21 protein-coding genes are annotated in these 20,487 nt (G+C 61.0%); 15 read left to right on the forward strand and 6 right to left on the reverse strand.

Going from position 1 to position 20,487, the window contains the following annotated elements:
- Positions 1-11: 11 nt before the first annotated feature.
- On the forward strand, positions 12-590 hold the full coding sequence (locus DET50_RS00405; protein WP_113861240.1) for an LON peptidase substrate-binding domain-containing protein: 579 nt from the start codon (positions 12-14) through the stop codon (positions 588-590).
- On the opposite strand, the gene DET50_RS00410 is transcribed toward DET50_RS00405, so the two are convergent.
- The 3 genes from DET50_RS00410 to DET50_RS00420 are packed head-to-tail and all read right to left on the reverse strand — an operon-like array spanning position 547 to position 4,054.
- Positions 547-2,049 carry a bifunctional DedA family/phosphatase PAP2 family protein gene (locus DET50_RS00410; RefSeq protein ID WP_113860933.1) on the reverse strand — a complete coding sequence of 501 codons (1,503 nt, stop codon included), beginning with the start codon at positions 2,047-2,049 and terminating at the stop codon, positions 547-549. The two genes, DET50_RS00405 and DET50_RS00410, sit on opposite strands and share 44 nt — an antisense overlap.
- Positions 2,046-3,044 carry a GGDEF domain-containing protein gene (locus tag DET50_RS00415; RefSeq protein WP_113860934.1) on the reverse strand — a complete coding sequence of 333 codons (999 nt, stop codon included), beginning with the start codon at positions 3,042-3,044 and terminating at the stop codon, positions 2,046-2,048. The genes DET50_RS00410 and DET50_RS00415 overlap by 4 nt, the downstream gene beginning before the upstream one ends.
- On the reverse strand, positions 3,041-4,054 hold the full coding sequence (locus DET50_RS00420; RefSeq protein WP_113860935.1) for a GGDEF domain-containing protein: 1,014 nt from the start codon (positions 4,052-4,054) through the stop codon (positions 3,041-3,043). Before DET50_RS00420 ends, DET50_RS00415 begins: the two co-directional genes overlap by 4 nt.
- A gap of 146 nt (positions 4,055-4,200) precedes the next feature.
- Here DET50_RS00420 and DET50_RS00425 point away from each other — a divergent pair, with 146 nt between their 5' ends.
- The 10 genes from DET50_RS00425 to lipB all read left to right on the forward strand — a co-directional run bounded on the left by DET50_RS00425 (position 4,201) and on the right by lipB (position 13,208).
- Positions 4,201-5,457 carry a glutamate-5-semialdehyde dehydrogenase gene (locus DET50_RS00425; protein WP_113860936.1) on the forward strand — a complete coding sequence of 419 codons (1,257 nt, stop codon included), beginning with the start codon at positions 4,201-4,203 and terminating at the stop codon, positions 5,455-5,457.
- Positions 5,458-5,462: 5 nt separating this feature from the next.
- Entirely contained in the window at positions 5,463-6,113 is a 651-nt protein-coding gene (nadD, locus tag DET50_RS00430) for a nicotinate-nucleotide adenylyltransferase (protein ID WP_113860937.1), read from the forward strand.
- 70 nt (positions 6,114-6,183) lie between these two features.
- Entirely contained in the window at positions 6,184-6,534 is a 351-nt protein-coding gene (rsfS, locus tag DET50_RS00435) for a ribosome silencing factor (protein WP_113860938.1), read from the forward strand.
- A 2-nt stretch (positions 6,535-6,536) separates the two neighbouring features.
- The gene (gene rlmH, locus DET50_RS00440) at positions 6,537-7,007 is read left to right on the forward strand and encodes a 23S rRNA (pseudouridine(1915)-N(3))-methyltransferase RlmH (RefSeq protein WP_113860939.1); all 471 of its coding nucleotides are present in this window, start codon (positions 6,537-6,539) and stop codon (positions 7,005-7,007) included.
- A gap of 9 nt (positions 7,008-7,016) precedes the next feature.
- Positions 7,017-8,909 (forward strand): penicillin-binding protein 2, encoded by a 1,893-nt coding sequence (gene mrdA / locus DET50_RS00445; protein WP_113860940.1) that lies wholly within the window; start codon positions 7,017-7,019, stop codon positions 8,907-8,909.
- Positions 8,909-10,051, forward strand: coding sequence for a rod shape-determining protein RodA (rodA, locus tag DET50_RS00450; protein ID WP_113860941.1), 1,143 nt, complete (start codon positions 8,909-8,911; stop codon positions 10,049-10,051). The genes mrdA and rodA overlap by 1 nt, the downstream gene beginning before the upstream one ends.
- Positions 10,052-10,204: 153 nt before the next feature.
- A complete protein-coding gene (locus DET50_RS00455) occupies positions 10,205-11,053 on the forward strand; it encodes a septal ring lytic transglycosylase RlpA family protein (RefSeq protein WP_181799899.1) in 849 nt (282 codons plus the stop codon).
- Positions 11,054-11,096: 43 nt separating this feature from the next.
- Positions 11,097-12,263 (forward strand): D-alanyl-D-alanine carboxypeptidase family protein, encoded by a 1,167-nt coding sequence (locus tag DET50_RS00460; protein WP_113860943.1) that lies wholly within the window; start codon positions 11,097-11,099, stop codon positions 12,261-12,263.
- 31 nt (positions 12,264-12,294) lie between these two features.
- Complete coding sequence (locus DET50_RS00465) at positions 12,295-12,564, forward strand: HP0495 family protein (RefSeq protein WP_113860944.1); 270 nt, start codon at positions 12,295-12,297, stop codon at positions 12,562-12,564.
- A gap of 5 nt (positions 12,565-12,569) precedes the next feature.
- Positions 12,570-13,208 (forward strand): lipoyl(octanoyl) transferase LipB, encoded by a 639-nt coding sequence (gene lipB / locus DET50_RS00470; RefSeq protein WP_113860945.1) that lies wholly within the window; start codon positions 12,570-12,572, stop codon positions 13,206-13,208.
- Positions 13,209-13,214: 6 nt separating this feature from the next.
- Here the strand turns inward: lipB and DET50_RS00475 are convergent, their stop codons facing one another.
- The gene (locus DET50_RS00475) at positions 13,215-14,297 is read right to left on the reverse strand and encodes a GGDEF domain-containing protein (protein ID WP_113860946.1); all 1,083 of its coding nucleotides are present in this window, start codon (positions 14,295-14,297) and stop codon (positions 13,215-13,217) included.
- Between the two features lie 249 nt (positions 14,298-14,546).
- Here DET50_RS00475 and DET50_RS00480 point away from each other — a divergent pair, with 249 nt between their 5' ends.
- On the forward strand, positions 14,547-15,998 hold the full coding sequence (locus tag DET50_RS00480) for an ABC1 kinase family protein (protein WP_113860947.1): 1,452 nt from the start codon (positions 14,547-14,549) through the stop codon (positions 15,996-15,998).
- Here the strand turns inward: DET50_RS00480 and DET50_RS00485 are convergent.
- Positions 15,932-16,381, reverse strand: coding sequence for a YqaA family protein (locus DET50_RS00485; protein WP_113860948.1), 450 nt, complete (start codon positions 16,379-16,381; stop codon positions 15,932-15,934). The two genes, DET50_RS00480 and DET50_RS00485, sit on opposite strands and share 67 nt — an antisense overlap.
- A 168-nt stretch (positions 16,382-16,549) precedes the next feature.
- Here DET50_RS00485 and DET50_RS00490 point away from each other — a divergent pair, with 168 nt between their 5' ends.
- Positions 16,550-16,804, forward strand: coding sequence for a GrxA family glutaredoxin (locus tag DET50_RS00490; RefSeq protein ID WP_113860949.1), 255 nt, complete (start codon positions 16,550-16,552; stop codon positions 16,802-16,804).
- Between the two features lie 67 nt (positions 16,805-16,871).
- Here the strand turns inward: DET50_RS00490 and DET50_RS00495 are convergent, their stop codons facing one another.
- Positions 16,872-18,134, reverse strand: a complete 1,263-nt coding sequence (locus DET50_RS00495) for a 6-phosphofructokinase (protein ID WP_113860950.1) — start codon at positions 18,132-18,134, stop codon at positions 16,872-16,874.
- Positions 18,135-18,289: 155 nt separating this feature from the next.
- On the opposite strand from DET50_RS00495, the gene mpl reads away from it, so the two are divergent.
- Positions 18,290-19,684 (forward strand): UDP-N-acetylmuramate:L-alanyl-gamma-D-glutamyl-meso-diaminopimelate ligase, encoded by a 1,395-nt coding sequence (gene mpl / locus DET50_RS00500; protein WP_113860951.1) that lies wholly within the window; start codon positions 18,290-18,292, stop codon positions 19,682-19,684.
- 36 nt (positions 19,685-19,720) lie between these two features.
- Entirely contained in the window at positions 19,721-20,368 is a 648-nt protein-coding gene (locus tag DET50_RS00505; protein ID WP_113860952.1) for a flavin prenyltransferase UbiX, read from the forward strand.
- Positions 20,369-20,487 lie beyond the last annotated feature (119 nt).

Below are 20,487 nucleotides of genomic sequence, written 5' to 3' on the forward strand. Positions count from 1 at the left end.
CCAAACCAATCATGCATGTCCCCCTCTTTCCCCTGAATTCCATTGTCCTGCCCCGGGGACGCATTCCGCTTCAGCTGTTCGAACCGCGCTACATCGATATGCTGAGCCGATGCCTCAAGGAGGATCGGGGCTTTGTCGTGGTGTTACTGAGGGATGGTGAGGAGACCAGTCCGGTTGCGCGCTTCTATGACATCGGGACCTATGTCCGGATCATCGATTTCCAGCAGCTCGAGAGCGGGTTGCTGGGTATCACCGTTGAGGGTGAGAGCAAGGTATCCGTGGTCCGGAGCTGGCAGCAGGATGACGGCCTGAATGTGGGCGATGTGGAGTGCCTGCTGGAGGAGACATGGAGTGAGGTGCCCGAGCGTTATATCGAGCTGCCCTCCGTGTTGCAGGCTTTGTCGAGGCACCCGGTCATCCGCGATCTCGCCATGGAAGTGGACTACGAAGACGCACGGGATGTGGGCTGGCGCCTGACGGAACTCCTGCCCCTGGACAAACAGGAAAAGCAGCGGCTGGTGGAGCTCCAGGACCCCCTGGAACGGCTCAGCCGCCTGCAGGGGTTGCTGGAGGCGCTGGAAGAGGGCTAGCCTGCTCGGTGACCGGCTCCCGGGAATACTCCTCGACAGCTTCGGGCCAGCGGTCGTACAGATAGCCGACAGTAAAAAGCCCCCACAGCAGCAGGGCCGCGAGAGTAGAGCCATCGGTGTGGATGGGTACCCGGTCAAAGCGGCTGTAGCTGGCCCGTACCAGGCCTGTGATTGCCAGCCCCAGCAGGACTCCTCCGATGACATCCGTAAACCAGTGTACTCCGAGGTACAGACGGCTGATGGCCACTGGCAACAGCGGCAGTGAGAGCAACACGTATGCCTGCCAGCGTCTCCGGTGCCGGGTTTCTCCGGCTACAAAGCCGGCGAGCACGGTGACAAACACGGTGATGCCCGCGCTGTGGCCGCTGGGGAAGGCTCCGGAGGATGGTGGCTGGAGCACCTGGTCTGGACGCGGGATGCCCAGGGTCGATTTAAGCAGCCACACCAGAAAAACCGTCATGGCGGCGGCGAGCAGAATGTGTAGGGCGGCGGCGTAGTACCCCCGGAAACCGAGCACCAGGAGCGCCAGTACAGAGGCGGTGACCAGGACCGCCGGGTCACCGATCAGGGTGACAGCAATGGCGGGGCCATCGAGAAGCGGTTGTCGCAGCTGCTGGAACCAGTGGAGGGCCATCTGGTTAAACGGCTCCAATACCCCGTGTATCGTCAGCTGGCCCCAGATCAACAGTAGTCCGAAGGCGGTCACCGCCATCAGAACAGAGGCCAGCGGAAACTCTCCCTCCCGGGCTGGACGATCGTTGGTATAGAGGCGCCAGAACCGGTGCGACAGTTCATACTGCTGCATCCGCTGCTCGAACCAGCGGTAGACCCGGCTGCCTTCACCCAGTCCCATCTGAAACCGGATCATGATCAGGTACACCACGAACAGGGCGGCCAGACTGACCCCCATGACGGCGTAGAAATGGGCGGGAGGTCGCAGTTCACTCTGCAGGGCATTGCCGACGACAAAGCCGGGCAGAATGTAGACGGGAGCCCAGGCAATGGCCGAGGCGATGTTGAACCCCAGGAACCGGCGCCAGGGCATCCACAGCGCACCGGCGATCAGGGGAATGACAGGGCGGATGGGGCCGATAAAGCGGCCGAGCACCACGCTCTTGCCCCCATGCCGATGGAAAAAAGCCTCGCCCTTGTTAATCAGTCCCGGGTACCGACTCAGGGGCCAGATCGAGGTAAGCCGGCCCTGCAACTGTCGCCCCAGGGCAAAGCTCACACTGTCACCGGTGACGGCGCCCAGTCCGGCCCATACCAGGGCTTCGGTCAAGGGCATGCCGGATTTCCCCGCCAGGGCGGCAACCGCAAACAGGATCGCAACCCCGGGCACGATGATGCCCGCGATCGCGAGGGACTCGATGAATGCGGTCAGGAACAGGGCTGCGGCCAACAGCCCGGGATTGGCTGATAGCCATGCCGTCAGCTCTGTCAGCCAGGCGGTGCTCATGCCTCGATGGTCTCTCCCGGGCTGAACCAGGCGGAATCAGCGCCACGTTTGCGGGCCTCTTCAAGCGCCTGTCGGGCGCGTTTGCGCAGCGTATCGGTACGGGTATCGCTGTTGCCCCGGGTCGAGCAGCCTAGGCTGACCGTCGCCTTGCCGACCTCCGGCCACTGGTGCTCGGCAATGTTCCGCCGGATCCGCTCCGCAATCACCCGCACGCCTTCCTCCGGTGTGAATGGCAGCACCAGGAAAAATTCCGCGTTGTCCAGTGTGTACAGGGTGTCGCCAGCGCGGATCACGCCAAACAGATGCTGGGTCATATCGCGGAATACCGACTGGATCGCGTCTTCGCCATGCAGGTCTCTGGCTTCATCCGCATAGTCCAGGCCAAGATGGATAACCGAAAGCGGGTGGCCGGTGGCGATTGCGCGACTGATCTCTTTCTGCAGGGTTTCGTCCAGGAAGCGGGCATTATGGGCCCCGGTGACAGGGTCTGTAATTGCCAGATCCTCAGCGGACTGGGCCATGTGGCCGTAGTGCCAGGTGTAGAGGGCCGCCACGGTGAGCAGGATCAGCAGGCCCGTGGTAATCGCCATGGCATCACTGGCCGGATGCTTGAGGAACAGGATGATTCCGAGCGGTACCAGCAGAAGCACGGACAATCCCAGGCCCTGGCGCAGGGGCAGAATAAGCAGGTTCAGGACCAGCAGGGGCATCGCCCAGTGACTGATACCCGGCCCGTTCATGGTGATCAGCGCGGCCACCAGTCCGCTGTTCAGTCCGGACAGGATGATCAGGTGCCCCGGAGCGGCGAGCTGGTGCCGGCGCTTGATAATGGTGTAGATGAGTCCGGCAGTAGTGAGAATGGCCATGCCGGAAGCCAGGTAGAACAGGTCGTAGAAGCCGTAGCGCAGGTTCTGGCCTGCCAGGCTGGCAATGAACACGGTGGCCAGCACGTAGCCGGCGCTGTGGGTCCAGGTTCTCAGGCGGGTTTCGGTCATGACGCCGGCCGCTCCTGCCCGGCCATGCCGTGGTTCTGCTGTGACCAGACGCTGTACACCTGGGTCCGGTTGCCGCCCTGTTGCTGGGCGCGCCGCAGTGCATGGGCCGCACTCTGCTGCAGGCTGTCGGCGTCATCGCCGATATTGAGCCCGGCAATGCCGGTACTCACGGTCAGGCGCATTCCGTGCGACTCGAGTAGCGTCTGCAGTCCGGCACGGATGGTTTCGGCCCGGTCGAGGGCATTATTGGTGCCGATTCCGGGCAGGATAACCAGGAACTGCAGGTCCGCTACCCGGTAATAGGTGTCGAAATCGCGCAACTGGGAATGCAGATAGCGGCCGATCCGGGGCAGGATCGAGCGAATGTCCTCGTCCCGTTCCTTGTCGCTCAGGTGTGTGTCCAGCCCGATCATGATCACGGACATATCTGTGCCTTCCCGCTCACTGCGCTGGATCTCCTTGTGCAGGTCCGCAGACAGGTACTCCCGGCTGGCGGCCTGGGTCAGCTCATCGGTGCGACGTAACGGCGCAAGCTGGCGGCTCTTGTATTCACGGAGAAACACCAGCAGGCCCGACAGCAGCAGCGTGAGCAGAAAGGCGCTGATCATCTGGTGCCGGTCGGGCAGGCCGGTTGCCCACCAGACGCCGGCCATGGCCAGGATGGTCACCGCCAGGGCCAGGATCATGGCGGTGGCGGGCGGGAACAGCGCGAAGGCGACCAGGGGAACGGCGTAGAGCCAGTGAGTCATGGCCCAGGGGCCCACCACGAATCCGGACAGCAGCAAAAGTGCGAGTACCAGAAAAAACAGCCTTTGTATCAGGGGCCAGGGCCGCTTTGCCCGGGCCGGATGAAAGGTGCGACCGCTGATGACAATGCCGGCACCCGCAGCGGCAATCGCCGCCATCAGGGGCTGGCCGAGCAGGGCACTCAGCAGCGCAATGGCCAGAAATGCCACGAATCCGGCTCGTGACAACCTGGTCAGCAGGAATTTATCGGCCGTCTGGGCCATGGTGTGTCCTTCCTCTCCCGGCGCATCCATTGAGTATGAAGCATAGCGCAGCGGTATAATAATGGTTTGGGATGCGTACTTGAAACGGGAAAGGTAAAGTTAGGCCCTTATTCCTGAATTTGACTGACAAGGTACAAGGACACGGGATGGATATAGCAGCATACATGGCCGAGGTCGGCCAGCAGGCGCGAGCGGCTGCCACACAGGTGGCCCGGTCAACTACGGCCACGCGCAACCAGGCTTTGCTGGCCACGGCGGAGGCCCTTGATGCCGCTCGCAACGAACTGGCGGTTGCCAACAGCAAGGATCTGGAGAAGGGGCGCGAGAATGGCCTCGATGCCGCCATGCTGGACCGCCTGGAACTGACCCCCCAGCGCATTGACGCCATGATCGAGGGGTTGAAGCAGGTTGCCTCGCTGCCGGACCCGATCGGTGAAATTACCGGTATGACCTATCGTCCGTCGGGCATCCAGGTCGGCAAGATGCGGGTGCCCCTGGGGGTAATCGGTATCATCTATGAATCCCGTCCCAACGTGACTGTGGAAGCCGCGAGCCTGTGCCTGAAATCGGGTAATGCCACGATCCTGCGTGGCGGGTCCGAGGCCATTCACTCCAATCAGGCCATCGCCGCCTGTCTCGCCAAGGGCCTTGCCGCGGCGGGGTTGCCCGAGACCGCGGTGCAGGTGGTCAAGACCACGGACCGTGCCGCGGTCGGTGAGTTGATTACCATGCCCCGCTACGTCGATGTCATCGTGCCCCGTGGCGGCAAGGGACTGATTGAGCGGATCAGCCGGGATGCCCGGGTGCCGGTCATCAAACACCTTGATGGCGTGTGTCATGTCTATATCGACAGCCATGCCGATCCCGAGAAGGCGCTGAAAGTGGCGGTCAACGCCAAGACCCAGCGCTATGGCACCTGCAACACCATGGAGACCCTGCTGGTGGACCGGGAAGTAGCGGCGGATATCCTGCCCCTGCTGGCGTCAGCATTCGAGGAAAAGGGTGTGGAGCTGCGGGGCTGTCCGGAAACCCGCGAGATCGTCCCGGCGGCGGGTGAAGCCACTGAGGAGGATTGGGAAGAAGAATACCTGGCGCCGATCCTGGCGGTTCGCGTGGTGGACGGTCTTGATGGCGCTATCGAGCACATCAATCGCTACAGCTCCCAGCATACCGACAGCATCATCACGGAAAACTACACCCGGGCCCGCCGGTTCATCACCGAAGTGGACTCCAGTTCCGTGATGGTCAATGCCTCCACCCGGTTTGCCGACGGTTTCGAGTATGGTCTGGGTGCGGAGATCGGCATCTCCACCGATAAGATCCACGCCCGCGGTCCCGTGGGACTGGAGGGGCTGACCTCCCAGAAATACGTGGTGTTCGGCGACGGTCATATCCGGACCTGATGCCCATGCACGTTATTTACGGTGGCACCTTCGACCCGATCCACCATGGCCACTTGCGGCTGGCGATCGAGCTGTGTGATCGCCTCGAGGTCGATCGCGTCAGTCTGGTGCCGTGTCACATCCCGCCGCACCGGGGTGATACCGGAGCCACCGCGTCCCAGCGGCTGAAACTTCTGGAGCTGGCGGTGCAGGGCGAGTCCCGGTTGCACATTGACGACCGGGAATTGCGCCGCGCGGGTGCCTCCTACACCGCCGATACCCTGCGCCAGTTGCGACGGGAGTTGGGGGCGGATCATCCACTGGTAATGGTGGTCGGCACCGATGCCTTTGCCGGCTTTGATCGCTGGCGGGAGTGGGAGACCATACCGGAACTGGCGCATATCGTGGTGGTGCGCCGCCCCGGCCCGGCGCTGGATCCGGAAGGGGTGCCTGCCAGGCTGCTGGCGAAGAGGAAAGTGGAGGGTATCGAAGGCCTCCGGAGCGCGCCAGCTGGAGGTGTCCTGGAACTGGATCCGCCGCTGCTGGACATCTCGGCAACCGGGATCCGGGAACGGATTGCCGCTGGCCGGTCGCCTCGCTATTTGATCCCGGATTCGGTCTGGCAAGAAATCCTCAACCAGGGGCTTTACGGTGCCTGCCCTGACGGGAACTTTTAGTGCTACAATCGCGTCTGAGTATGACTATTCGGGCGGCCAATCCGGCTAAAGCCCGTACAACAGGGTAATTATGCAGGCTGAAGAACTGAAAGATCTGGTTGTAAAAGCACTTGAAGAGGTAAAAGCGCAGGACATCAGTGTGATTGATGTGCGTGACCGTACCAGCGTCACGGATTTCATGGTGCTGGCGTCCGGTACGTCAAACCGTCATGTGAAGTCCCTTGCTGATTCGGTGGTTGTTGAAGCCAAGGAGCAGGGCGTGCGCGCCAGTAATGTCGAGGGCGCCACTGCCAGTGACTGGATCCTGGTAGACCTCGGCGATGTTGTGGTTCATGTCATGATGCCCGCTACCCGCGAGTTCTATGATCTGGAGCGGTTCTGGCGCGACGCACCGGATCTGGGTGTCGCGGGCAGCGAATAACCATGCGGCTACGTCTGATCTGTGTGGGGCAGAAGATGCCCGACTGGGTCAGTGCCGGGTATAACGATTACGCCCGCCGGATGCCGCCTGAGCTTCCCGTTGAGCTGGTCGAAATCCCCATGGCACACCGGGGCAAGAACCCTGATATTCCCAGGCTGATGCAAAAGGAAAGCGACGCGATTCTCTCGGCAACCGGTCCGCGGGACCGGGTTGTCGCCCTGGAAGTCGACGGTCGCCCCTGGTCCACCGAAAAGCTCGCCAGTCAGCTTGAAAACTGGCAGCAGGACGGCCGTGACGTCAGTTTTCTGGTTGGTGGCCCCGACGGTCTGGCGGACGCCTGTCGGCAGAGGGCAGACCAGCAGTGGTCGCTGTCGCCTCTGACCCTTCCTCACCCGCTGGTTCGAATCCTGCTGGCCGAACAGCTTTACCGGGCCTGGTCGATCACCCGCAATCATCCGTATCACCGGGCCTAGGGGGCCGCTATGCCGTGGGGTGAATTCAAGGATACCGCCGCCGAACGCCGGTTGTTCCAGCGCCGCACCGTGGTCATGCTGGTGTTTGTCATCCTGATGCTCGGTGGCCTGTTGGGCCGCATGTATCAGCTGCAAGTGGTCGAGCACGAGATCTACACCACGATTTCCGACAAGAACCGGGTGCAGGTGCAGTCCGTACCTCCGCCCCGCGGGTTGATCTATGATCGTAACGGTGACCTGTTGGCCGAAAACCGCCCCGTGTTCAGTGTCACCCTCGTGCCCGAGCGCGTGGATGGCATGGATGAGACGCTCAACCGGCTGGGCGGCATCCTGGATATCTCTGAGCAGGATCTCGAGCGTTTCCACCGGCGCCTGCAGGAGCCCCGGCGCCCATTCCAGGAAATTCCCCTCCGATACGATCTGACAGAGCAGGAAATTGCCAGGCTCGCGGTCCATCGCCATGAGCTGCCGGGTGTTGAAGTTGAGGCAGAGCTGGTTCGATATTACCCCCACAGTGAACTCACGGCCCATGTACTGGGCTACGTTGGCCGCATCAACCGGGAAGAATTGCAGCGAATCGATCCGGTCAATTACGCGGGCACCAACTACATCGGCAAATCCGGGGTCGAGCGCTTCTACGAACAAACCCTTCACGGCACTGTCGGTTACCAGCACGTTGAAACCAATGCCCGTGGCCGCACTCTGCGAGTGCTTGAACGCGAAAACCCGGTGCCGGGGGAGGATCTGAAACTGCATCTGGATCTGCGCCTTCAGCAGCGGGCGCACGAGCTTCTGGATGGCCGCCGTGGCGCGGTGATCGCTATTGAGCCCAAGACCGGCGGGATCCTGGCCCTTGCGAGTGTGCCGGGGTTCGATACCAACAAGTTTGTCACCGGCATCAGTGTGGATGATTACCGTGCACTGAGTCAGAGTAAGGAGAAACCCCTGTTCAACCGGGCTCTGCGTGGGCAGTACCCACCGGGTTCCACCCTCAAGCCCATGCTGGCCATTGCTGCACTGGATAGCGGTGCCGTCACCCGTGACCACACCATCTGGGATCCGGGTTATTTCCGCCTGAATGACGGTGGACGGCTGTGGCGAGACTGGAAACGGACCGGACACGGCTGGGTGGATCTCAAGGACGCCGTTGCCGAGTCCTGCGATGTCTATTTCTATGAGGCGGCCATCGAGATGGGAGTGGACACCATGGCGGGCTACCTGTCCAGCTTCGGTTTCGGCGAGGACGCCGCCCTTGATGTGTCCGGTGCACTCAGTGGATTGCTGCCGTCCAGGGAGTGGAAACGGGCCATGCACAACCAGCCCTGGTATCCGGGCGACTCGGTCAACCTGGGGATCGGCCAGGGGTTCATGTTGGCAACGCCGCTGCAGCTGGCCACGGCGACCGCGCTCATTGCCAACCGGGGTACCTGGATTGAGCCGCGCCTGTTGAAAGACGTCATCGGTGATGACGAGGTTGACGATGTCCTTCCCGCCGAAACCCATGAGCCGCTCAAACTGAAAAATCCGGACGATTGGGAGTATGTGGTCGAGAGCATGGCTGAGGTCATGCACGGTGTGAAAGGAACGGCTCGCCGGGCAGGCAGCGACGCGCCCTACCGGATGGCGGGCAAGACCGGTACCGCGCAGGTGTTCAGCCTGGCGGAAGATGAGGAATACGATGCCGAGGAAATCCGGGAGCGTCTGAGGGACCACGCCTTGTTTGTTGGTTTTGCCCCGGTTGAAGATCCGGAAATTGTGGTATCGGTCATCGTCGAGAATGGCGGCAGCGGCAGCGGCACGGCGGCTCCGGTCGCACGGGCGCTGTTCGATGCATGGCTACTGGAATTTTCCGAAGGCAGTGACAGTGGGCTGGTGAGCCAGGCAACAGGGGGCGCACAATAATGGCTTTGAAGGACCTGGTGGACCCGGCCGCATCCAGCCCGTTCGCGCGCTCCCGTGGCATTTGGTCGGCCCTGCATCTGGACCCCATCCTGCTGTTTCTGCTGTTGATCCTGGTCTCCGGTGGCCTGTTTGTTCTCTACAGCGGTGCCGACCGCAACATCGAGGTGGTCAAGGCCCAGGGTATTCGCCTCGGAATCGCGTTTGTGGTGATGCTGGTGTTTGCTCAGCTCGATCCGGCCGTTTTTCGCCGCTGGGCGCCCTGGCTTTATGCCGCCGGTCTCGTCGCTCTGGCTGCGGTTCTCGTGATGGGGGTTGGTGCCAAGGGTGCCCAGCGCTGGCTGGCGCTGCCCGGTTTACCGCGCTTTCAGCCTTCTGAAATCATGAAACTCGTGGTTCCCATGATGGCCGCGTGGTACCTGTCACGGCACTTTTTGCCGCCGCGCCTGTCACAGGTTGCCGTGGGGCTGGCCATCGTACTGGTCCCCATGGTGATGATCATCCAGCAGCCGGATCTGGGCACGTCCCTGCTGGTGGGAATGGCAGGCTTGTTTGTGGTCTTCTTTGCCGGCATGAGCTGGAAGCTGATTGCTGCTTTCGTGGCCATGGTCTCGGTATCCGCGCCACTCATGTGGTTCTTCGTGATGCGGGAATATCAGAAGCAGCGGGTGTTGACCCTGCTGGATCCGCAGAGTGACCCGCTGGGCGCTGGCTGGAACATTATCCAGTCCAAGACCGCCATCGGCTCAGGGGGTCTTGACGGCAAGGGGTGGCTTCAGGGAACCCAGTCCCACCTGGAATTCCTGCCGGAGAGCCACACCGATTTCATCGTCGCCGTGCTGGCCGAGGAGTTCGGCTTTGTCGGCATGCTGGCGTTGCTGCTGGTCTATTTCCTGATCATCCTGCGCTGCCTGTATGTTGCGGCCACTGCCCAGGACTCGTTCAGCCGGTTGTTGGCCGGAGCCTTGACCATGACCTTCTTTATCTACATCTTCGTGAATGTGGGGATGGTCAGTGGATTGTTGCCGGTGGTGGGTGTGCCTCTGCCCCTGGTTAGCTATGGTGGCACTTCGAGCGTGACACTGATGGCAGCCTTTGGGGTACTGATGTCTATCCATACCCACCGCAGGATGATCAGTGCCTGATCAACCATGGCAAGCGGGTAATGGTGATTCGGTAAGAGAACCCGCTACAATGATTGAAAGCCGCCGGGTTTTAACCAGGCGAGAATAGCGAAAGAGGATTTCCGGATTGTGAAGTCGAGGTATACGTTTACAGGGTGTCTAGCCGCGCTCGCTATGCTGGTGCTTACTGGCTGTGCCTCGTCACCCGAAACCGACCATTCCTCCCGCTATACACTGAGCCAGGACCGGGCTCCGGCGGGTGATTTCGATGTCTCCGGCCTGAGCGATGCACGCCCTCGGTATGAGGCTCCCCGCGCAGCCGGTAACAAATCTCCGTACACGGTCTGGGGAAAAAGTTACCGGGTTCTCGAGAGCAATGAGGGTTACGTCGCCACCGGTACCGCCAGCTGGTATGGCGAGAAGTTTCACGGTCACAAGACTTCCAACGGTGAAACCTTCGACATGTACCAAATGTCCGCGGCCCACAAGTCCCTGCGGATCCCGGGCTACGCCCGGATCACCAACCTGGAGAACGGCCGGTCGGTGATTGTCCGGGTTAATGACCGGGGGCCGTTCCACGGTGATCGCCTGATCGACCTGTCCTACGCCGCGGCCAAGAAACTTGGTTATCAATCCAGGGGCACGGCGCGGGTCGAGGTGGCAGCCATTACGGTCAGGGCGGATGGCTCCATGACGCTGGCGGGCGAGCCATTTGTGCCCGGCGACGGGCGCGCACCGGGAGCCTCCGCTACAGTGGCAGATAACGCAGTGGGCACCGGATCCCGCGGCCTCTACGTGCAGCTGGGATCCTTCAGCAGCCGGGACCCTGCAGAGGCCCTGCTGGGACAGGTCCGGTCGGTGCTTGAGAACCCGATGCGGGTTCGTGCCATCGATACCCAATCCGGCCGCTTTCACCGGGTACAGGTTGGACCTTTCGAGGACGAAGAAGCCGCCCGTCGTACCCAGAGCCTTTTGGAGGCACGGGGTTTTTCGCAGTCCATCCTGTTGACTGATTCACACTGATAATTCCGAAAACCAGAAATACACCTGACGAATGAATGGACCCATGGCCTTAACAACCGTTTTACGTTCCCTCTCTGTCATCCTTGTCCTTGCGTTGGCCCTGGCTGGCAAGGTAATGGCGCAATCAGTGCTGATTCCTTCACCTCCGCAGATCGCGGGTAGTTCCTATGTGTTGATGGACCCGAAGAGCGGGAGCATCATCATGGAGGAGAATAGTCACGAGCGGCTGCCTCCTGCCAGTCTGACCAAAATGATGACCGCCTACATCGTAGAGAGGGAACTGGATGAGGGCCGGATTTCCATGAGCGACATGGTCCCCATCAGTGTCAAGGCATGGAAAACGGAAGGCTCCAGAACCTTCGTGAAGGAAGGTACCGAAGTCTCTGTGGAAGATCTGCTCAAGGGTGTCATTATCCAGTCTGGTAACGATGCCTCTGTGGCCCTTGCCGAGTTTGTTGCCGGCAGTGAGGGGGCGTTCGTCGATATCATGAACCAGCAGGCCCAGCTGCTGGGTATGAAGGACACCAGTTTTGCCAACGCCACCGGTTTGCCGTCGGAGAATCATTACTCCACGGCTTACGATCTGGCATTGCTGGCGCGCGCCATCATCAATGACTACCCGGAAAACTATCCGCTGTATGCCGAGAAGCACTTCACCTACAACAACATCCGTCAGCCCAACCGGAACAGCCTGCTGTGGCGGGATGACAGCGTGGATGGCCTGAAAACCGGCCATACCGAAGCGGCCGGTTACTGCCTGGTAGCGTCCGCCAAACGTGAGGACACCCGTTTTATCGCGGTGGTGATGGGAACCAGCAGTAGCCAGGCCCGGGCCCAGGAAGTGCAGAAGATGCTCAATTACGGCTTCCGTTACTACGAGAGCGAACGCCTGTTCCGATCGGGCCAGGAGCTCATGGAGGCCCGCATCTGGGGTGGCCAGGCGGATCAGGTATCGGTGGGGCTGACCGAGGATGTGTTCGTAACCATTCCCCGGGGATCCCGCGACCAGCTGGAATCCACCGTAGACCTTGATTCTGTGATTAAAGCACCCATCAATGTCGGAGACGAGCTGGGTCGGGTCAAGGTAAGCCTGAACGGCACGGTGCTGGTGGATGAGCCGGTACTTGCCCTGACCGAGGTTCCGGAAGGCGGGTTGTTCAAACGCCTCTGGGATGCGATCAAGCTCTTTTTCGTTCAGTTGTTTCAGTAAGGGTGATGTCAGTACCCGGGAGTAATGCGGCATGAGTGAGCCGAAAGCACCAAAAATCGAATTTCCCTGCGATTACGTGATCAAGGTAATCGGTAATGCCGCACCTGATTTCACCGATTTTGTCGTGGAAGTGGTGGAGTGCCACGCGCCCGGGATTACCGAGGCGGACATTTCCGTGACTGACAGCAGCAAGGGGCGCTTCTCCTCGGTCCAGCTGAAAATAGTCGCCACGGGTGAGGAGCAGCTCAAGGCACTGTTCGAAGATCTGAAGGCCAGCGGCCGGGTTCACATGGTGCTCTGACGGCCATGCCAGAACTCATTGTCCGTTCCCTCGGGGAGCAGCCCTACCTGGAGACCTGGGAGGCCATGAAGAAGTTCACGGCGGACCGGGATGGCAACACCGTGGACGAGCTCTGGTGCCTGGAGCACCCCAGGGTGTTCACCCAGGGGCAGGCGGGCAAGGCCGAGCACGTGCTGTTGCCTGGTGATATTCCCGTCATCAAGGTGGACCGGGGTGGTCAGGTGACTTACCACGGACCCGGTCAGCTGGTGATCTATCTGATGATTGACCTGCCGCGCAGGAAAATCGGAGTCCGGGGCCTGGTGGATCAGATCGAGCAGGGCATCGTCCGCACCCTGGCGGACCTGGGGGTCGAAGCGGCACCGCGCCCCGACGCCCCCGGCGTTTACGTGGGCGATGCCAAGATCGCTTCCCTCGGCTTGAGGGTTCGCCGGGGATGCTCCTTCCATGGCCTGGCCTTGAATGTAGATATGGACATGGAGCCCTTCAGCCGCATCAATCCCTGTGGTTATGCTGGCATGCCCATGTGCCAGGTCCGGGATTTTGTGCCCGGAGCCACGGTGGCCGACCTCGAGCAGCGTCTGGTTGACCATCTGGTTGCCGGCCTCGGTTACCAGCAGGTGCAGCACCAAAGAGGCTGGTGACCGGCGTCAGGTGGTAGCGGCACAGGCCTGGTTACGGCCGGCACTCTTTGCCCCATAGAGCGCTTCATCGGCCCTCTGCAGCAGGCGGTCAATGGACTCCGACCCGGCGATGGTGGCCGTGCCGACACTGATGGTGGCTCCAAGCGGGCGGCCATCCACCTCAACCGAGCCCGCCTCGACAGCAGCACGGATACGCTGGGCCGTCTGCAGGGCCTCGTCCGGCCCAGTCTCCGGTAACAGGACCAGGTATTCCTCACCGCCCCACCGGGCTACGGTATCGACTTTCCGGCATTGTTCCCGCAGGGTGCGGGCGACCATCCTGATAAGCACGTCTCCGGCGTGATGGCCGTAATGGTCATTGATGCCCTTGAACAGGTCGATGTCCATCAGCATGACCGAGAACGGCCGTTGGGTGCGCAGGTAGCGCTGGTACTCGGTCTCCAGTTGGTCCAGGCCTTCCCGACGGTTTGCCAGGCCGGTCAGGGCGTCGTGTTTGGCGGCGAATTCAAACTCCGATGCCATTCTGAGCAGGCGCAGCTTGCTGCGTCGCCGGCTCTGGTCAAGGATGTAACAGGTGACCATCTCGAAACCGAGTACGATAACCATCGAGATCCGGAAGCTGGTGCTGTAGGGCGGCTCGAAAACGAGGTCACCGGCAGGACTGAACAGGAACACGAGCGCGGCCAGGCCGCCGGCGCAGGCGATAACACCCACCCGGGTCCGGCTGATATAGAAAATGACTGGCGGATAGGCAAACAGCCAGATAATGGCGGAGCCATCCTCCACCGCCTGGACCACCAGAAAAGTGAACAGGGCCGTGATCAGGCCGATAAATCCGCGGCGGTGAAGGGTCTGGTGCCGGATCCCGAGATAGACCAGGGAATTCAGTGCCAGCAGCGCTGCGAAGGTGACCAGCAGCGGTGCCGTGAACGGACTTTCCGCGGTGCTGGCGGCCCTGCCGGCGAAAAACAGCAGGATGGGCACCGCCGCCGAGGTGAGCCAGTTGATCAGAACCGGGACCGGGATTTCGCCTTTCACGCGAAACTGGGACAGTTCGGTATCCGGTGTTTTGGCAGCCGTTTGCTTCATTTTCAGTCTTGTTTTTGTGTTTTACCGAGCCTGATACTGCCTGACATACTAGACCGGATTGGCTATCAGCACTGTAGTAAAACGTAAACAGGTACAGCAGGGACATTTAAACCGGAATTCGCAGGCCGGCATTGGCCGGCAGGCCCGGAATAACGGGTCGAATCGGTGAGGATAGGTTGCCACCGTATCCGTATAATGGAGTGAACAGCTGGCAGACAGCGCAAATTTTCCGACACCCACAGGTTGTCCATGTCATCCAAGCGTCCAGGAGCAAAAGTTTCTCGCATCAAGACCGGCAGCTTCGAGCGCAGGCTGAGCCTGACCCGGGCCGGGCTGACGGCAGGTACCCGCATGGCCTCCCACATGGCTACCAACTGGTTCAGCAGCAAGGACAAGCGTGATGAGCGGCACCGGGCCATGCTGTCCAATCAGGCCCGGTTTCTGGTGGATGAACTGGGGCGCCTGAAAGGCAGTGTGGTGAAAATCGGTCAGGTGATGGCGCTCTACGGTGAGCACTTCCTGCCCGAAGAAGTCACCGAGGCCCTGCACACCCTGGAGGACCAGACCACCTCCCTGGAGTGGCCGGCGATCGAGCGGGTGCTCAATGAGGAACTGGGCAGCGACCGTTTGGCGGAACTGGACGTGGATCCCGAACCTATCGGTGCCGCTTCGCTGGGTCAGGTGCACCGTGCTGTCCGGCGCAGCGACGGTCTGGAGCTGGTGCTGAAAGTCCAGTATCCGGGCGTTGCCGATGCCGTCGACAGCGACCTGAATGCGGTTGCGCAGCTGCTGAAAGTGGCTCGGCTGGTCAGCTTCGGGCCGGAATTCAATGACTGGCTCGAGGAAGTCAGGGAGATGATGCACCGGGAGGTGGATTATCGCCTGGAAGCCCGCACCACGGAGAAATTCCGGACCATGCTGGCGTCCGATCCCCGGTTTATCGTGCCCAGGGTATTGCAGGAATACTCCACGGCCCACGTGATCGCCTCGACCTATGAGCATGGCCACTCGGTGGGATCCCGGGAGGTTCGTGAGCTGTCGCTGGAGCGGCGTAGCGCCCTTGGCGAGGCGGCCCTGGAGCTGTTTTTCCGGGAGCTGTTCGTCTGGGGGGAGATCCAGACCGATCCCAACTTCGGCAATTATCGCATCCGCATTGCCGGTGAAGAGGGGGAAGATCCGGGCTATGACCGTATCGTCCTGCTGGACTTTGGCGCGGTGCAGTCGTATTCCGACGAATTCCTCGCTCCGGTCATCCAGATGATCCGGGCGTCCTACGAGCAGGACCTCGAAGCGGTGATCGATGGTGGTATCAAGCTCCGTTTCATGAGTCTGGACTGGCCCCGGGAAGTGCTGGAAAAATTCGGCAAGGTCTGTATGTCGGTGCTCGAGCCACTGGCGAAAGACCAGTTCGAATGGCCGGATTACGCGGTCAACAGTCACGGGCAGTATCGGTGGAAACAGAGTGACCTGCCGTCCCGGGTTGCCCGCCAGGCGGCCCGTTCAGCGATTAGTCGGTACTTCCGGGTGCCGCCCAAGGAGTTTGTGTTCCTGAACCGGAAACTGATCGGCGTCTATACGTTCATTGCCGTGCTGCATTCCGAGTTCAATGGCGAACCCCTGTTGCGCAAGTATCTTTATGGAGACGGTGAGGGGGGAGACGCGCCCGATGCCTCGGCCACCAGCCAGAGCACGAAGGCGTAGCGCGCGCCCTTGCCGATGGCCACCAGGACGACAAAGTTCAGCCAGGGGACCCGCATGATGCCGCCCACAAGGGTGAGCGCGTCACCCCCCAGTGGCAGCCACCCCAGCAGCAGCGACCACTGGCCGTAGCGGTTAAACCGGTTCCGGGCCTTGTGCAGCTGAAGTTCGCTGACCGGAAACCAACGTTTGTGCTTGAAGCGGTCCACCTGACGCCCGATGATGCCGTTGACCACCGAGCCCAGGGTGTTGCCTGCGGTGGCCCAGAGCCATAGCCACCACCAGGAATAACCCTGGGTCACCAGGGTGCCCAGCAGCACCTCGGAGTAGGCCGGCAACAGTGTCGCTGCGGCAAAGGCTGTCAGAAAAAGCGTCAGATAAACCAAATCGTCTCCCCGTCTTGATCGAATTCAACGCCGGTTGCCGGTCCTGTCGGTATGGTTACGTACTATGGTTGCCATGCAAACCATCAATTTTTATTCTCTCTTGCCTTGCCAGTATGCTATCGGCAGGTTTTTCTCATTCCGGTTTTTGACACCGTTGCAGGAGGTTCTATGGAGCAGGTCACGATTTATGGCCGTTCGAGTTGTGGGTTTTGTATTCGGGCAAAGGACCTGTGCGAATCCATGCAGGTGCCGTACACCTGGATCGACATGATGGAAAAGGGTATTTCCAAGGCTGACATCGCCGACAAGATCGGCAAGCCGGTACACACTGTGCCACAGATTTTTGTCGGCCAGCAGCATATTGGCGGGTTTGATGAGTTCTACGCCTATGTGCGTGAGCACGAGGCAGCATCGGCACGCTAGTACCGTGCTCCAGGCATAAAAAAACCGCCCGGGTTCAACCCCGGGCGGTTTTTTTGTTCGCTGGTGATCAGATCTTGAACTCGGTCTTGAGTTTCTTCTCGACCAGCTGATTCTTCAGCTTCGCCACTTTCGGCAGACCGTTCTCGAACGGCGGGAAGCTTTCACCGTTAATCAGGGGTTCCAGGTAGTCACGGCAGTCCTGGGTAATGCCGAAGCCGTCATCGGTGATGTAGTGGATCGGCATTTTCTTTTCCTGGTTTGCCACCTCGCTGAGATTGGCTTCGCCGATCTTCCATTGATAGGGCTTGGCCTGCTCGCGAACGATAGTGGGCATCAGTGCCTGCTTGCCGGCAATCGCCATTTCCACCGCGGCCTTGCCAACCGCATAGGCCTGTTCGACATCTGTGGCAGAAGCGATGTGGCGCGCACTGCGCTGGAGGTAATCGGCAACCGCCCAGTGGTACTTGTGACCGAGGGCCTGTTTGACCATATTGGCCAGGGCCGGGGCCACGCCGCCAAGCTGGGTATGGCCAAAGGCATCCTTGGCGCCGGCGTCGGCCAGGAAGCGGCCGTCTTCGTACTGGGCACCCTCTGAGGCGACCACCACGCAATAACCATAGTCCTTCACGCACTGATCCACACGGGCCAGGAAGGCTTCCCGGTCGAACGGGATCTCCGGGAACAGGATGATGTGCGGCGGCTCCCCTTCACCCTGACCGGCCAGGCCTCCGGAAGCAGCGATCCAGCCGGCGTGGCGGCCCATCACTTCAAGGATGAACACCTTGGTAGAGCTTTCGCACATGGACTTGATGTCCAGGCTGGCTTCCAGAGTCGAGGTGGCGATGTATTTGGCAACCGAGCCAAAGCCGGGGCAGCAGTCGGTGAAAGGCAGGTCGTTGTCCACGGTCTTGGGCACGCCGATACAGGTAATGGGGTAGCCCATCTTGTCGGCGATCTGGGAGACCTTGTAGGCGGTGTCCTGGGAGTCGCCGCCACCGTTATAAAAGAAATAGCCGATGTCGTGGGCGCGGAATACCTCGATCAGGCGCTCGTACTCGGCCCGGTTTTCGGAAATGTTCTTGAGCTTGTGGCGACAGGAGCCGAAGGCGCCGCCCGGGGTGTGGATGAGGGCCTGGATCGCCTCGTCGCTCTCGAGGCTGGTATCAATCAGTTCTTCCCTGAGCGCCCCGATAATGCCGTTGCGGCCGGCAAATACCTTGCCGATCTTGTCCGGATGCTTGCGGGCGGTCTGGATGACGCCACAGGCGCTGGCATTAATGACGGCGGTGACGCCGCCGGATTGGGCGTAAAAAGCGTTCTTGATAGCCATCTCGGGCTGAAGCCTCCTGCTGGTTCGACAATGGCGCAGATGATACGCCAAACGCCCGGGATTTTCATGAGCAGGATTGCGGATAGCGCGGACCTTGACGCCTTGCGGTGTATAGGGGAGGCTTTGCAGGTTTCAACGGAGAGGTCGAACGCCGAATGCATATTCATATTCTCGGAATCTGTGGCACCTTCATGGGTAGCCTGGCTGTGCTGGCGCGTGAGCTTGGCCACACGGTCACCGGCTCGGATCAGGGCGTTTACCCGCCCATGAGCACCCAGCTGGAAAGCCAGGGCATCAGCCTGATGGAGGGTTACAGCGCTGATCACCTGAGCCCGAGGCCGGACCTGGTGCTGATCGGCAATGCCATGTCCCGGGGGAATCCCGAGGTCGAGGCGGTACTGAACCTCAACATCGATTACATGTCCGGCCCCGAGTGGCTGGCCCGGGAAGTGCTGCGTCACCGCTGGGTCATGGCAGTCGCCGGTACCCACGGCAAGACCACCACCACGTCAATGCTGCTGTGGATTCTCGAGCAGGCCGGCTTCGAACCCGGATACCTGGTGGGCGGTGTGCCCCTGGATTTTCCGGTCTCTGCCCGGCTGGGAAACAGTGATTTCTTCGTGATCGAGGCCGACGAATACGACAGCGCTTTCTTCGACAAACGCTCGAAGTTCATTCATTACCGGCCGCATACGCTCATCCTCAACAACCTGGAATTCGACCACGCTGATATCTTCGATAACGTCGAGGCCATCGAGCGTCAGTTCCATCACCTGGTGCGCACCGTGCCCTCGAAGGGGCTGATCGTTCGACCGGCGGTGGATCCGCATCTGGACAACGCTCTGGCCATGGGCTGCTGGAGCCCGGTTCAGGATACCGCCATCGGCAGCGAGGTCACCCGAACAGCGGACTGGCGAGCGGAGTTACTGTCGGAGGACGGCAGCCGGTTCATGGTGATTCATCACGAGCAGCCGGTCGCCACCCTGAAATGGGATCAGACCGGCATGCACAATGTCCGCAATGCCCTGGCCGCCATCGCCGCTGCCCGGCACGTGGGCGTCACCCCGGACCATGCCGTTGCCGCATTGTGCCGGTTCTCAGGGGTCAAGCGCCGGATGGAACTGCTGGCGGATGTTGGTGGGGTAAGGGTCTACGACGATTTTGCCCATCATCCCACCGCCATTGCCACCACCCTCGAGGGTTTACGTAACCGGGTGGGTGACGAGCCGATCCTGGCGCTGATCGAGCCCCGTTCCAACACCATGAAACAGGGGGTACACCGGGATAACCTGCTGGCCAGTGCGGAGCTGGCAGACCGGGTCCTGTGGGCTAATCTGAATGACATGGACTGGCTGCAGGAGCTGGTCGGTGCCTGGCAGGCCGATAACGAGGGTAACGGGTTGCATCGGGTTGAGTCCTCGGTTGAGACGCTGATCGGCCGCGTACTGGACGACCTGCCGAGCCCCTGCCACATTGTCATCATGAGTAATGGCGGTTTTGGCGGCATCCACGGCAAACTGGTGGCCGAACTCGAACGTATCCATGGCTGATCTTCCCGACCTGACAACCCCTGGGGAAAAGCACGAATGACCACGTCCACTCCGGCACAGCGAACCGTAAACCTGGCAATTACCGGCGCCTCCGGCGCCCAGTACGCGTTGCGTCTGCTGCAATGCCTGGTGGCGGCCGGGTGCCGTGTGCATGTCATGGTCAGCCGGGCTGCGCAGGTGGTCATCGCCACCGAGACGGACCTGAAGCTGCCGGGGTCGCCTCCGGCCATGCAGGAATGCCTGACGGAATATTCCGGCGCGCAGCCTGGCCAGGTTCTGGTCTTTGGCCGTGAGGACTGGTTTGCGCCGCCGGCCTCCGGCTCCGGCGAGAAGGCACCTTTGGTGATCTGCCCCTGCAGCACCGGAACCCTCTCTGCTCTGGCCACGGGTGCGAGCAATAACCTGATCGAGCGGGCCGGGGATGTCGCCCTCAAGGAACGGCGCAAGCTGATTCTGGTGCCCCGGGAGGCACCCTATTCGGAAGTGCACCTGGAGAACATGCTGCGCCTGACCCGCATGGGCGCGGTGGTCATGCCGGCCAGCCCCGGCTTCTATCATAAGCCCCAATGTATCGAGGATCTGGTGGATTTTGTGGTTGCCCGCCTGCTGGACCACCTGGACCTGCCGCAGGATCTGATGCCCCGATGGGGCGAAGCCCGGGTCGACGCCAAACAGCCCCGCTGAAGCGCCTCCCGGCCGATGGTTTTGGTCAGCGCGATTGATGGTTTTCATCATTGAGCGAAACCGGCCAGCGGCCGAGACTTGGTGAACGACAATCACAACACACGTCATTCACCGAGGTT

The organism is Marinobacter pelagius, from assembly GCF_003315345.1.
Classification (GTDB): domain Bacteria; phylum Pseudomonadota; class Gammaproteobacteria; order Pseudomonadales; family Oleiphilaceae; genus Marinobacter; species Marinobacter pelagius_A.